The organism is Pantoea sp. Morm, assembly GCF_016643525.1.
GTDB classification, from domain to species: Bacteria; Pseudomonadota; Gammaproteobacteria; order Enterobacterales; family Enterobacteriaceae; genus Pantoea; species Pantoea dispersa.
This window is the reverse complement of the sequence record NZ_VOQX01000104.1, coordinates 1-14,255: the sequence shown is the minus strand read 5'-3', so window position 1 is coordinate 14,255 and position 14,255 is coordinate 1. Positions and strand designations below refer to the sequence as shown.

Sequence of the window (14,255 nt, the reverse complement as noted above, 5' to 3'; positions counted from 1 at the left end):
GCAGTATCAGTGTGATGCGCTGGAGTTTCCTGAGGTGCAGGTGAAGGTGTATTCGCAGGATTTATAGTGGGTTGGGTGCGCGCTGGCCCTCACCCCAACCCTCTCCCGCAAGCGGGCGAGGGGGCTGACCGCGCGCTCTGGAACGTTCCCTCTCCCTCAGGGAGAGGGTCAGGGTGAGGGAAAGCCCGCACCCGTTTAACCCGGTCCACCCACCGAATGCCGCCTGACCAGCGTCGGGCTAAACATATTGGTCACCTCCGGCAGCGCGGTGCCGTTGGCCAGCGCCAGCGCCAGCTGCGCGGCCTGCTGCGCCATGGTCACAATCGGATAGCGCACCGTGGTCAGGCGCGGACGCACGTAGCGCGACACCAGCACATCATCAAAGCCAATCAGCGACATCTCTTCCGGCACGCGAATGCCGTTATCGCTCAGCACCGCCAGCGCACCGGCGGCCATCGAATCGTTGTAGCACGCCACCGCGCTCACCTGCTTGCCGCGTCCGAGCAGTTCCGTCATTGCCTGCTCGCCACCTACCTCATCCGGTTCTCCCCACGCCACCAGCCGGTCGTTGCACGGCAGACCGTGCTCCTTTAGCGCATCGTAGTAGCCCTGCAGCCGATCTTCGGCGTCAGAGATGGTGTGCGTCGAGCAGATAAAGGCGATCTGCGTATGACCCTGCTGAATCAGGTGGCGCGTGGCCAGCCAGGCGCCGTAGCGGTCATCCAGCGCAATGCAGCGCGACTCAAACCCCTGCAGCAGCCGGTTCAGCAGCACCATGCCCGGCACCTGCTTCATCAGCAGCTCTAAATCATCATCGGGAATTTTCTTGGCGTGCACCACCAGCGCGGCGCAGCGATGGCGCATCAGCTGTTCAATCGCCTGACGCTCTTTCTGCTCATTATGGTAACCGTTACCAATCAGCAGAAAGTTGCCGGTTTGCCCGGCGACTTCATCGACCGCTTTCACCATCGCGCCAAAAAACGGGTCTGACACATCGCCTACCACCAGCCCGAGCGTTTCGGTGGATTGCTGCGCCAGCGCGCGGGCATTGGCGTTCGGGTGATACTGCAGCTGTTCCATGGCCTGGGTAACGGCGAGGCGCGAACTCTCGCTGGCTTTGGGCGAATTATTGATGACGCGGGACACGGTCGCGACCGACACCCCCGCCATGCGGGCAACATCCTTAATAGTAGCCATGCAATGGTCGACATCCGGGAAAACGTTTACACATGCTCTCAGTGTTACGGAAAAGCCCGGCAGCCGCAACCCGCCAGAATGTCAGCGCTGTCGCAAAAGTGCGGAAAATCAGACGCTCACGGTGAGGCTTTAGCCCGGTAACGGCACCGTGCTATGCTGCCAGCCTGAATCACACCTGCCTGCCGGACCCATAACCATGAAAACTCGTGTGCCGCACCTTGCGCACTGGGGCGCGTTTACCGCCGTCACCGAAAATCAGCGCCTGATTGCCTGCGAACCTTTCTTCGCCGATGCCGATCCTTCCCCGATGATCCACACTATCCCTGAACTGGTGTACTCGGATAAACGCATCCGTCAGCCGATGGTGCGCCGTTCGTGGCTGAAGTCGCGTGAAAACAGCGATCGCACGCTGCGCGGCCGGGAAGATTTTGTCGCCGTGGACTGGGAAACCGCGCTCGATCTGGTGGCGGAAGAGAACCGCCGGGTGCGCGACCGCTACGGCGCTTCCGGCATTTTCAACGGTTCGTACGGCTGGTCATCAGCCGGTCGCGTTAACCACGCGCGCACCCTGATTCGTCGCTTCTATTTCCAGGGCGGCGGTGGCGTTGATCAGCAGGGTAACTACAGCTGGGGCGCGGCACAGTTCTTTCTGCCGTACGTGATTGGCACTTATATGCCGCTCACCGGCCGCGTCACCGACTGGCCGCAGGTGGTGGAGCATGCAGAAATTTTCGTCGCCTTTGGCGGCCTGGCGCTGAAAAATGCGCAGGTGGCCTCCGGCGGCGCCGGCGAGCACAGCCTGAAACCGGCGCTGCAGCAGCTGAGCGCCAAAGGCACGCCGATCATTAACATCAGCCCGATGCGCGATGACTGCCCGGCGTTCGTTAACGCCGAGTGGATTCCGATTCGCCCGAACACCGACGTGGCGCTGATGCTGGCGCTCGGCTATGAAATTACCCGCCGCAACGCGATCGATGAGGCTTTCCTCGCCAGCCACTGCACCGGCTGGCCGCAGCTGCGTGCCTATCTGCTGGGCGAAAGCGACGGCGTGGCGAAAACGTCCGCGTGGGCCAGTGCGATAACCGGCATCCCGGCAGCGCGTATCGCACTGCTGGCGCAGCAGCTGGCGGGCAAACGCAGCTTCATCACCTGTGCTTATGCGGTGCAGCGCGCCCATCGCGGCGAGCAGCCGTACTGGATGATGATTGCGCTCTCGTCGATGCTGGGCCAGCCGGGACTGCCGGGCGGCGGCTTCTCTTTTGGTCATGGCTCAATGAACAGCGTCGGCAATCCGCGCCAGGAAGGCCCGGCGCCGCTGATGAGCACCGGCCCGAATCCGGCGAACCTGTCGATCCCGGTGGCGCGCATCAGCGACATGCTGCTCAATCCCGGCCAGCCGTATGCGTTTCAGGGCGAGACGCTGCACTATCCCGACATTCACCTGGTGCACTGGGCAGGCGGCAATCCGTTCCATCATCACCAGCAGCTCAACCGGCTGGTCGAGGGCTGGCAGCGTCCGGATACGGTCATCGTGCAGGATATCGTCTGGACGCCCGCGGCGCAGATGGCGGACATCGTGCTGCCGGCCACCACCACGCTGGAGCGCAACGACATTGGCGGCTCGTCGCGTGACCGCTTCGTGCTGGCGATGCACCAGGCGATTAAACCGCAGCATCAGGCGCGTAACGACTTTGATATTTTTGCCGATCTGGCCGATCGCCTTGGCTACCGCGATCGCTTTACCGAAGGACGCAACGAGATGCAGTGGATTGAGCATCTTTACCAGCAGTGTGCGCAGGCGCATGCGCAGCTGGACATCGCGTTCCCGGAGTTCGAGGCATTCTGGCAGCGCGGCTTTGTTGAGATTCCGCAGGGCGGCAAGCCGTACGTGTTTATGGATGATTTCCGCGCCGACCCGCAGGCGCATCCGATTCACACCGCCAGTGGCAAAATTGAGCTGTTTTGCCAGACCATCGCCGATTACCAGCTGGCGGATTTCGCCGGGCATCCGGAGTGGCGCGCGCCGCAGGAGTGGCTTGGCGCAGCGCTCAGCGCGCAGTTCCCGCTGCAAATGATTTCGGTGCAGCCTGCGGATCGCCTGCACAGTCAGCTGGATGCCACCGCCACGGTGCAGGCCGGCAAAACTGCCGGTCACGAAACGCTGTATATGCACGTTGACGATGCCGCCGCGCGCGGTATCAGTGACGGCGATGAGATTGAAGTGAGCAACGCGCGTGGCCGTATGCTGGCTGGCGTTCGCCTGACGGACGGCCTGACGCCCGGCGTGGTGATCATCGCCACCGGTGCCTGGTTCGATCCCGGTTTTGGCAAAGCGTGGCAGCCGTGGGACCGCGCCGGCAACCCTAACGTGCTGACGCTCGACATCGGGACCTCGTCGTTAACTCAGGGCCCGAACGCCATGAGCTGCCTGGTGGAAATCAAAAAACACGCCAGTTGCACAATCGGCTAACAATCTCACCGCTGGTTACATTTTGCCGGTAACTGTTGCGTTTGAGTGATAGTTTCTGCGCTGAGCAACTTGCTACAGTCAGGGTCCCAGAGGTATTGATGGGTGAACATCAACAGTTTTCTTGATTACACCGACCTGCGCAGATGCGCAGGTTTTTTTTGCCTGCGATCTGCCGGTGTGAAGCGTCCCGTTGCGGTGACCTCAATCGGGCATAAACGAACTGATACATTGTTTTCCTGTCAACTCGCTTTACCTTTCTTTATAACTGCAGCTAACCCCTTTGGATTCATCTTTTATCGCAGCGGATCGCCATGCCCCCGATTAAAAAATTTCTGGGAAAAGACCAGATTAAAGCCCCGTTTAACCCGTTTCGTTTTCGTCTGATTTGTCTGGGCGTATTAGGCTGCATGGGCCTGCTGCTGGCGCGCGTCGGCGATTTGCAGCTGATCAATCATCCGATGCTGGAGCACGAGGCCGACCAGCGCTCGCTGCGGACCGTGACGCTGCCGACTAACCGCGGCACGCTGCTCGACCGCGACGGCCAGGCGCTGGCGCTCAGCGTGCCATCGCGCGATATCATCGCCGATCCGCTGCGCGTGCTGGAGGCCAATCCCGATTTCACCAGCGCCAAATGGAGCTATCTGGCGGCGGCGCTGAATCTGCGACCGGATGAGCTGCGTGCGCAGATCACCGCCAATCCGAAAAAGCGTTTCCTCTATCTCGGGCGCAAAATCGAGCTGGGCATTGCCAAAGATATTGCTGAGCTGCATCTGAAAGGCATCAGTTCGGTGTATGACGACAGCCGTTTTTATCCGATGAGTGAGGCCGCGGCGCCGCTGATTGGCATCGTCGGGGCGGACAATAACGGGCTTAACGGGCTGGAGAAGGGCTTTGACCGGGTACTGCAGGGCGAGCCGGGTAAAGAGGTGTATCGCCAGGATGGGGACGGCAACATTATTGCGATGATCGATTACGAGCCGCCGAAGCAGCCGCCGACGGTGCAGCTCAGCATCGATAAGTTTGACCAGTTTACGCTGTACAGCAAGCTGCGCGACGGCGTGCTGCTCAACAAGGCCGATTCGGGCGCGGCGGTGCTGGTGAAGATCGACACCGGCGAGATCCTCGCTATGGCATCTTATCCGTCGTTCAACCCCAACAATTATGACAACGCCACGCCAGCGCAAATGCGCAATACCGCCATCAACGACAGCTACGAGCCCGGTTCGACGGTGAAACCGCTGGTGGTGATGGAAGGGCTGCAGCGCCATCTGGTGCGCCCCGATTCAGTGATCGACACCACGCCTTACAGCGTCAACGGCCACCTGATCCGCGATGTCGGCCACTGGCCGCGGCTGACCATGACCGGCATTTTGCAGAAATCCAGCGACATCGGCGTGTCGCACATCGCGCTGGCGATGCCGGCGGAAGCGCTGGTGAACACCTATCAGGCGTTTGGTCTTGGCAAGCCGACCGGGCTGGGACTGACCGGTGAGAGCGTGGGCTACTTCCCGCTGCATCGCCAGCGCTGGGCGGACATCGAGCGCGCCACCTTTTCGTTCGGTTACGGTCTGCGCGTAACGCCGCTGCAGATTGCGCGTGAATACGCCACGCTCGGTTCGTATGGCGTCTATCGCCCGCTGTCGATCACCAAAGTGACGCCACCGGTACTGGGCAGGCAGGTGGCGGATCCGCAGGTCGTGCAAACCGTGGTGCACATGCTGGAGAGTGACGTGCTGCCGGGCGGTACCGGGGTGAAAGCAGCGGTTCCGGGCTACCGGCTGGCGACCAAAACCGGTACCGCGGAGAAGATGGGCAGCAGCGGCAAATATGATGGCGGCTATGTCAACTACACCGCCGGCATCGCGCCGGCCAGCCATCCGGAAGTGGCGCTGGTGGTGATGATTAACCATCCTACCGCCGGCGATCACTTTGGCGGCTCGGTGGCCGCGCCGGTATTTGGCAACATCATGGGGCCGGTGCTAAAACACATGAACGTGGCACCCGACGCGATTTACAGTAAACCGGCATCAGATAAATCTTAACGAAATCAGGATGTAAACGCGCAGTCGAGCTTTTCACACCTCGTTGCATTTCGCCGAACTCCGTTGCGATTTGCGGCTGTTATCCGTGCCGCCATTGCGCGACGATAAAGGTCCCAGAGGTATTGATTGGTGTGAAGATCGGCTGCTGCGGCAGCGATACCCTTGTGGTATTCACCCTGTTCGGTTGCACCGACCCACGCGGATGCGTGGGTTTTTTTTGCCTGTAAGTTGTCCTCCTCTCCCGTTTATAGCGCCTGCACGCGCCATCACCGGCCGCTGCCGGGCGCGGTTTAAATCCTGCATCTCTTAACGAAACGCTTACGGTTTGCGTATAGAAAACGTTCTGGCGATCCGCCGATAATGCGCGTCGTGATGATTTTCGCTGAAATAATCCCCTGCTTACCGGGGTTTTTACCCACACTTTTGCTGATCTGAAGACGCTGATGACTATCCATGCTCCCCGTTCTGGTTTCTCCCGCTGGCTGAAATGGCTGCTTGTGTTGCTGGTGCTGCTGATCGCGGCAGGCGTGATCTGGCGTGTGGCAGGCGGCAAGCGGGGCGCAGCACCCGGCGACCTGCCGCCAGGCGGTCATCGCGGCGCGGCGCAGATGAGCGGCCCGGCAACGCTGGTGCACAGCGGCGTTGCCGCGACGGCCGACGTGCCGGTGTACCTGAATGCGCTCGGCACGGTGATCCCCAACGCCAGCGTCACCGTCACCAGCCGCGTGGCCGGGCAGCTGCAGCAGGTGTTCTTTACTGAAGGGCAGAAAGTCAGCGCCGGTCAGCTGCTGGCGCAGATCGATCCGCGCAGTTATCAGGCGACGCTGGCGCAGTATCAGGGCGATCTCAGCCAGAACCAGGCGCTACTGCACAGTGCGCAACTGACGCTGGCACGCTACAAAAAGCTGGCAGCGCAGGACTCGCTGTCGCGCCAGGATCTGGATAGCCAGATTGCTACCGTCGGCCAGTATCAGGGCGCGGTGGCGGCGGATCAGGCGCAAATCGCCAGCGCAAAACTGGATATTGAGTATGCCCGCATCACCTCGCCGATCAGCGGCCGCGTAGGTCTGCGGCTGGTCGATCCCGGCAATATGGTGCAGACCAGCGACACCACCGGCATTGTGGTGGTGACGCAAATGCAGCCTGCCGCCGTGACGTTCAGCGTGCCGCAAAGTTACATCGCGCAGCTGACGCGCGCACTGCGCAACGGCCAGAGCCTGCCCGCGACGGCCTTCGATCAGGACAACAGCACCATACTGGCGCAGGGTGATGTGAAGTACATCAGCAATCAGATCGATACCAGCACCGGCACCATCGAACTGAAAGCCAGCTTTCCTAACGAGGACGAAGCGCTGTTTGCCAACCAGTTCGTTAATCTGCGTTTGCAAACCGGCACGCTGAAAAACGCGACGGTGATTCCGGCGCAGGCGCTGCAGCTGAGCAGCGACGGGAGCTTTGTGTTTATTATCAACAAAGATAATAGCGTGACGCGCAAAGCGGTCACCGCCGGACCGGCACTGGGGGAAGATCGTCAGGCGATCCTGCAGGGCGTGGCGCCAGGCGATCGTCTGGTGACCGAGGGGATCGATCGTCTGACTAACGGCAGCAAAGTCCAGCTGGCTGACGACAGCAAAAGTACCCAGCCATGAATCCGTCTCGTCTGTTTATCCTGCGCCCGGTGGCGACGATTCTGCTGATGATCGGCGTGCTGATCGCCGGCCTGTTCGCTTATCGCTTTCTCTCCACCTCGGCGCTGCCGCAGGTGGATTATCCGACCATTCAGGTTACCACCCTTTATCCTGGCGCCAGCCCGGACGTGATGGCCTCATCCGTGACCTCGCCGCTGGAGCGTCAGCTCGGTCAGATGGCCGGCCTCAGCCAGATGACGTCTGCCAGCTCAGGCGGATCATCGATTATCACCCTGAAGTTCAGCCTCGATCTGTCGCTTGACGTCGCCGAACAGGAAGTCCAGGCGGCAATCAACGCAGCGAATAATCTGTTACCGGACGATCTGCCCAATCCGCCGACGTATAAAAAGGTCAATCCGGCCGACAGTGCAGTGATCACGCTGGCCGCCAGTTCCGACACGCTGCCGCTGACTGAGGTGCAGGATCTGGTGAACACCCGCGTGGCGCTGAAGCTGTCGCAAATCAACGGTGTGGGGATGGTGACCCTGGCGGGCGGCAATCAGCCGGCGATTCGCGTGCAGATGGATCCAAAAGCGCTGGCGGCGCACAAGCTGTCGCTGGAAGACGTCAATACGCTGATCGCCAACAGCAACGTCAACGGTTCGAAAGGCGGCTTCGACGGCAAATATCACTCGGTGACCATCGACGCCAACGATCAGCTGCGCACCGCGGCCGAATACGGAAATCTGATTCTCACCTGGCAGAACGGTGCGGCGTTGCGGCTGAAAGATATCGCCCATATCGAACAGGGGCCGGAGAATCGCTTTCAGTCGGCGTGGGCCAATAACCGTCCGGCGATTGTCATCAGCGTGCAGCGCCAGCCCGGCGCTAACGTCATTCAGGTGGTGGATAGCATTAAAAAACAGCTGCCCGTTCTGCAGGCGGCGCTGCCGGATGGTGTGAAAATGCGTGTGCTTGCCGATCGCACACAGACCATCCGCGCCTCAATCAGCGACGTACAGTTTGAACTGATGCTGTCGATCGCACTGGTGGTGATGGTGACCTTCCTGTTTCTGCGCAACGTGGCGGCGACGCTGATTCCCAGCGTGGCAGTACCGCTGTCGCTGATTGGCACCTTTGGCGTGATGTATCTCGCCGATTTCAGCCTCAACAACCTGTCGCTGATGGCGCTGACCATCGCCACCGGGTTTGTCATTGATGACGCGATTGTGGTGGTGGAGAACATTTCGCGCCGGCTGGAGCAGGGGGAAACGCCGATGCAGGCCGCGCTGAAAGGCTCGCAGCAGATTGGCTTCACCATTATTTCCCTGACGTTTTCCCTGATTGCGGTCCTGATTCCGCTGCTGTTTATGGGCGATGTGGTCGGACGGCTGTTCCGCGAATTCGCCATCACCCTGGCCGTGTCGATTCTGGTGTCGATGGTGGTGTCGCTGACGCTGACGCCGATGCTGTGTGCCTGGCTGTTAAGGCATATTCCTGAGCCGCAGCAGTCACGCTTTGCGCGCAAAGGTGGCGAGCTGTTTGACAAACTGGTCCGCGGCTATGACCGCCTGCTCAGCGTGGTGCTCAACCACCAGAAGCTGACGCTGCTGGTGGCGCTGGCAACCTTTGCACTCACCGCGCTGCTGTATCTGGCCATCCCGAAAGGGTTCTTTCCCACGCAGGATACCGGGCTGATTCAGGGGGTGACCGTGGCGTCGCAGGATGTCTCCTTCACGGCGATGGCGCAGCGTCAGCAGGCGCTGGCAACGGTGATCCTGCAAAATCCGGCGGTCGAGAGTGTGTCCTCAACCATTGGTATCGACGGCAATAACACCAGTCTCAATAGCGGGCGCCTGCAGATCAACCTGAAAGCGTTTGACCAGCGCGACGTCAAAGCTGATGAGGTGATTGCGCAGCTACAGCAGGCGGCGCGCCAGGTCGCCGGCATTCAGCTTTATCTGCAGCCAGCACAGGACCTGACGGTCAACGATCAGGTGACGCCGAGCCAGTACCAGTTCACCCTTGATGATGCCGACAGCGAAAACCTGGTGCGCTGGACGCCGCAGCTGATAGCTGCGCTGCAGCAGCGCCCGGAGTTTAATGGCGTGGTCAGCAACCTGCAGGATCAGGGGCGCGTGGCCTACGTGGAGCTGAATCGCGATAAAGCGGCGCGCTACGGCATCACGGCAGCTGACGTCGATACCGCGCTGTACAACAGCTTTGGTCAGCGGCTGGTTTCCACCATTTTTACCCAGGCGAACCAGTATCGCGTGGTGCTGGAAGTGGCGCCGCAGTATCAGCAGTCGCCGGCGTCATTTGATGACGTTTATCTGCCGGTGAGCAGCAGCGCATCAACCAGCAGCGACAGCGACAGTGAGACCACCACCACCGGCATGGTGAAACTCACCGCCATCGCCAGCGTGCATGCGCGGACCGGGGCGCTGATGCACATGCGCCTGAATCAGTTCCCGGCGGTGATGGTGTCGTTCAATCTTAACCCCGGTTATTCGCTGGAGGAGGGGCAGCGGGCGATTGCGCAGGTCACGCAGCAGCTTAAACTGCCCGCCAGCATAACGCTGCGCTATCAGGGTGAAACCGCGGCGTTTCAGAGTGCCACCGGCAACACGCTATGGCTGATTCTGGCGGCGCTGATCACCATGTACGTGGTGCTGGGCATTCTGTATGAAAGCTTTATTCATCCGGTGACCATTCTCTCCACGCTGCCGTCGGCGGCGGTCGGGGCGCTGCTGACGCTGATGCTGGCGGGCAGCGAATTCAGCCTGATCGCGCTGATTGGCGTCATTCTGCTGATTGGCATCGTTAAAAAGAACGCCATTATGATGATCGACTTCGCGCTGGAGGCGCAGCATAAGCAGCATATGACGCCGCGCGAAGCGATCCATCAGGCCTGTCTGCTGCGCTTCCGGCCGATTCTGATGACCACCATGGCGGCGCTGCTCGGGGCGCTGCCGCTGATGCTGGCCTCCGGCTCCGGTGCTGAACTGCGTCAGCCGCTCGGGCTGGTGATTGTCGGTGGCCTGCTGGTGAGCCAGGTGCTGACGCTGTTCTCCACCCCGGTGATCTATCTGTGGTTTGATGGGCTGGCGCAGCGCGGTAAGCGCTACGTGCAGCGCAGGCAGCAGCAGGCGCGGGGCGAGCCATGAACATCACCCGGCTGTTTATCTTTCGCCCGGTTGCCACGCTGCTGCTGACGCTGGCGATCCTGCTGCTCGGGGCGCTGGGCTACCGGCTGCTGCCCGTCGCGCCGCTGCCGCAGGTGGATTTTCCTACCATCATGGTCAGCGCCAGCCTGGCCGGTGCCAGCCCGGAAACCATGGCGGCCACGGTGGCGACGCCGCTGGAGCGTTCGCTCGGCCAGATTGCCGGTGTGACGGAGATGACGTCGACCAGCTCGCAGGGCTCGACCAGCGTGATACTGCAGTTTGAACTTGACCGCGATATTAATGGCGCGGCGCGCGACGTACAGGCGGCGATAAACGCGGCGCGCAGCCTGTTACCGAGTGCTATGGAGTCGCTGCCGACCTATCGCAAAGCGAATCCCTCGGACGCGCCGATTGTGATGCTGGCGCTTACCTCCGCCACGCGCACGCCGGGTGAACTGTATGACCTCGCCGAAAGCAAAATTGAACAGGCGATGGGGCAGGTCAGGGGCGTGGGCGAGGTGTCGCTGATGGGCAGCGCGTTGCCGGCGGTCCGCATTGATCTGCAGCCGCAACAGCTGACGCACTATGGCATTGCGCTGGATACGGTGCGCAGCGCCGTATCCAGCAGCACCACCAATCTGCCGAAAGGCATGCTGCAGGGCAGCAGCCAGTCCTGGATGGTGGACGGTAATGGCCAGCTGGACAAAGCGGCACAGTACCGCGACCTGATAGTCAGCTACCACGCGGGTAAGGCGGTGCGACTGCATGACGTCGCCACGGTGTATGACTCGGTGGAGGATCAGTATCAGGCCGGTTTTCTCAATTCACAGCCGTCGGTGATGATCGCCATCAAGCGTCAGGCCGGCGCTAACATGCTCGACACCATTGACGCCATCAAAGCGCAGCTGCCACAGCTGGAGAAAGATCTGCCTGCCGATACCCAGCTCAAAGTGGTGGTGGACCGTTCGCCAACGGTGCGCGCCTCCCTGTATGACACCGAAGAGACGCTGCTGGTGGCGATGCTGCTGGTGATTGCCGTGGTATTTGTCTTCCTGCGTAATTTGCAGGCGGTGGTGATTCCGGCGCTGGCGCTGCCGGTGTCGTTAATCGGCACCTGCGCGGTGATGTATCTGCTCGGCTACAGTCTCGATAACCTGTCGCTGATGGCGCTGATCATCGCCACGGGCTTTGTCGTTGATGACGCCATCGTGGTACTGGAAAATATCACCCGGCACATCGAAGCCGGTCTGAGTCCGCTGCGTGCAGCCCTGCGCGGTGCCCATGAGGTGAGCTTTACGGTGCTGTCGATGACGGTGTCGCTGGTGGCGGTGTTTATCCCGATTCTGCTGATGGGCAGTATTGTTGGCCGCCTGTTCCGGGAATTTGCGGTGACGCTGACGGTCTCGCTGCTGATCTCCATGTTTGTCTCGCTCAGCCTGACCCCGATGCTGTGCGCCCGACTGCTGCGGCCGAAGCCGCAGGTCACCCGGCGGCCGCATCCGCTCTATCAGCTAATCGAAAATGCGCTCAACGCGCTGCTGGCCGCCTACGCGCGTGGCCTGGCGTGGGTGATGGCGCACCAGAAGATTACCCTGCTGAGTTTGCTGCTCACCGTGCTGCTCAATCTGTTTCTGTTTAGCGTGGTGCAAAAGGGCTTTTTCCCCAATCAGGACACCGGCCTGCTGATGGGCGCCCTGCGCGCTGACCAGAACATCTCCTTCCAGGCGATGAAGCCAAAGATGCTGGCGTTCACCAAAATCATTGAGGCCGATCCGGCGGTAGACAGCGTGATGTCGTCAATGGGCAGCGGCATGTTTGGCTCGCGCAATAGCGCCAACTTTTTTGTCCGGCTGAAAGATTTTGACCAGCGCACTGCCAGCGCCACCGAAGTGGCTAACCGGCTGAGCCTGAAAACCCGCCATATTGCCGGGGCGCAGCTGTTCCTGATGGCCGCGCAGGATCTGCACATCGGCGGGCGCAGCGCCAACGCCACTTATCAGTACAGCCTGCAGGCTGACGATCTCGACCTGCTGCGCCGCTGGACGCCGAAAGTCCAGGCGGCGCTGGCCGCGATACCGCAACTCAACAGCGTGGATTCCGATGCGCAAACCGGCGGACAGGAGGTGGTGATCAACATCGATCGCGACCGCGCCACGCGGCTGGGCGTTAATGTGCAGATGCTGGACACGCTGCTGAACAATGCCTTTAGCCAGCGACAGATTGCCACGCTCTATCACACGCTCAATCAGTACCATGTGGTGATGGCCCTGCAGGACAGCGACACGCGCGATCCGGCCATGTTGCAACAACTGTATGTGATTAACGACAGCGGCGATCGCGTGCCGCTGGCGGCCTTTGCCCGCTTCAGCGGCGGCAACGCACCGCTGTCGGTTGCGCATCAGGGCCAGTCAGCGACCAGCACCATCGCCTTCAACCTCAACGACGGCGTGTCGCTGGAGCAGGCGCAGACGCTGATTAAGCAAGCGATGGCACAGCTGGGGTTGCCCTCCAGCATTCAGGCGGGCTTTGCCGGCACCGCCGCAGCGTTCTCTCAGCTCACCGCCACCATGCCGTGGCTGATTATTGCGGCGCTGGCGGCGGTGTATATCGTCCTGGGCGTGCTGTATGAGAGTTACATTCACCCGCTGACCATTCTCTCCACGCTGCCGTCGGCAGGCGTCGGGGCGCTGCTGCTGTTGCTGCTGACCAATACGCAGCTGACGGTGATTGCGCTGATCGGCATCATTTTGCTGATCGGTATCGTCAAGAAAAACGCCATCATGATGATCGATTTTGCCCTGCACGCCGAGCGCAGCCAGGGGCTGTCGCCGCAGCAGGCGATTACGCAGGCGTGCCTGATGCGCTTTCGGCCGATCATGATGACCACGCTGGCCGCCTTCTTCGGCGCTCTGCCGCTGGCGCTGGGTAGCGGTGGCGACGCTGATTTACGCAGTCCGCTGGGGATTGCCATTGCCGGCGGTCTGGCCCTGAGCCAGCTGCTGACCCTGTTTACCACGCCAGTGGTCTATCTCTGGCTGGATCGTCTCAGCCGCGCCACCCAGCATCAGTGGCGGCGCGTGCGTCATGTGGAATCCTGATTGATGAAAATGATGAACATTGGCGCGCTGACGGCGGCGCTACTGGTTGCTGGCTGTAGCGTTGGCCCCGATTATCAGCGTCCGGCGATGGCGCTGCCGACGCACTATAAAGAGGCCAAAGGCTGGACGCAGGCCACGCCGCAGGACGCCAGTCGCAAAGGGGAGTGGTGGATGGTGTATCACGATGCCACCTTGTCCAGCCTGCTGCGCCAGGTGAGCATCTCCAACCAGAACGTCGCCAGTTATGCGGCGCAGTATCGCGAAGCCCAGGCGCTGAGCGCGCAGTCGCGCGCGGCACTGTTTCCCTCACTTGACTACGATGCCAGCAGCACGCGCAGCGGCAGCCGTGCCAGCACCAGCGGTCAGCGCAGCGTCAGCAATAGCCACAGCGCTACGCTGAATGCCAGCTGGGAGCTGGATCTGTGGGGAAAACTGCGCCGCACCCAGGAAGAGGATAAGGCCAGCGCGCAGGCCAGCCAGGCTGAACTGGCCAATGTTACGCTGAGCGCCCAGTCAGAGCTGGCGCAGGACTATTTTCAGCTGCGCATCATCGACGAAAAGATCGCGCTCTATCAGCGCAGCATTGAAGCTTATCAGCGCTATCTCAGCGTGATCGACAACAAGTACCGCGCCGGTAGCGAATCCCGCGCCAC

Annotated in this window: 7 protein-coding genes; 6 read left to right on the top strand and 1 reads right to left on the bottom strand. The window is 61.1% G+C overall.

Annotation, left to right across the window (positions count from 1 at the left end):
- Positions 1 to 195: 195 nt before the first annotated feature.
- Complete coding sequence (galR, locus tag FT726_RS23175; RefSeq protein WP_031279486.1) at positions 196 to 1,197, bottom strand: HTH-type transcriptional regulator GalR; 1,002 nt, start codon at positions 1,195 to 1,197, stop codon at positions 196 to 198.
- 196 nt (positions 1,198 to 1,393) lie between these two features.
- Between galR and FT726_RS23170 the strand changes: the two genes are divergently transcribed.
- The 6 genes from FT726_RS23170 to FT726_RS23145 form a co-directional block, all read left to right on the top strand.
- Positions 1,394 to 3,667, top strand: coding sequence for a molybdopterin-dependent oxidoreductase (locus tag FT726_RS23170; RefSeq protein WP_346303516.1), 2,274 nt, complete (start codon positions 1,394 to 1,396; stop codon positions 3,665 to 3,667).
- A gap of 311 nt (positions 3,668 to 3,978) precedes the next feature.
- Positions 3,979 to 5,709 carry a penicillin-binding transpeptidase domain-containing protein gene (locus tag FT726_RS23165; RefSeq protein WP_288424792.1) on the top strand — a complete coding sequence of 577 codons (1,731 nt, stop codon included), beginning with the start codon at positions 3,979 to 3,981 and terminating at the stop codon, positions 5,707 to 5,709.
- A gap of 443 nt (positions 5,710 to 6,152) precedes the next feature.
- On the top strand, positions 6,153 to 7,358 hold the full coding sequence (locus FT726_RS23160) for an MdtA/MuxA family multidrug efflux RND transporter periplasmic adaptor subunit (protein ID WP_282995554.1): 1,206 nt from the start codon (positions 6,153 to 6,155) through the stop codon (positions 7,356 to 7,358).
- Positions 7,355 to 10,504, top strand: a complete 3,150-nt coding sequence (locus FT726_RS23155; RefSeq protein WP_346303515.1) for a multidrug efflux RND transporter permease subunit — start codon at positions 7,355 to 7,357, stop codon at positions 10,502 to 10,504. Before FT726_RS23160 ends, FT726_RS23155 begins: the two co-directional genes overlap by 4 nt.
- Positions 10,501 to 13,602, top strand: coding sequence for an efflux RND transporter permease subunit (locus FT726_RS23150; RefSeq protein ID WP_346303514.1), 3,102 nt, complete (start codon positions 10,501 to 10,503; stop codon positions 13,600 to 13,602). The genes FT726_RS23155 and FT726_RS23150 overlap by 4 nt, the downstream gene beginning before the upstream one ends.
- A gap of 3 nt (positions 13,603 to 13,605) precedes the next feature.
- Positions 13,606 to 14,255 (top strand): TolC family protein (locus tag FT726_RS23145; RefSeq protein WP_346303513.1); only part of this gene is annotated, 650 nt, incomplete at its 3' end.

Excerpts from the sequence above, each read along its gene's own strand:
- FT726_RS23170 (WP_346303516.1), top strand. The coding sequence starts at position 1,394 with ATGAAAACTCGTGTGCCGCACCTTGCGCACTGGGGCGCGTTTACCGCC.
- FT726_RS23155 (WP_346303515.1), top strand. The coding sequence starts at position 7,355 with ATGAATCCGTCTCGTCTGTTTATCCTGCGCCCGGTGGCGACGATTCTG.
- galR (WP_031279486.1), bottom strand. The coding sequence starts at position 1,197 with ATGGCTACTATTAAGGATGTTGCCCGCATGGCGGGGGTGTCGGTCGCG.
- FT726_RS23160 (WP_282995554.1), top strand. The coding sequence starts at position 6,153 with ATGACTATCCATGCTCCCCGTTCTGGTTTCTCCCGCTGGCTGAAATGG.
- FT726_RS23150 (WP_346303514.1), top strand. The coding sequence starts at position 10,501 with ATGAACATCACCCGGCTGTTTATCTTTCGCCCGGTTGCCACGCTGCTG.
- FT726_RS23165 (WP_288424792.1), top strand. The coding sequence starts at position 3,979 with ATGCCCCCGATTAAAAAATTTCTGGGAAAAGACCAGATTAAAGCCCCG.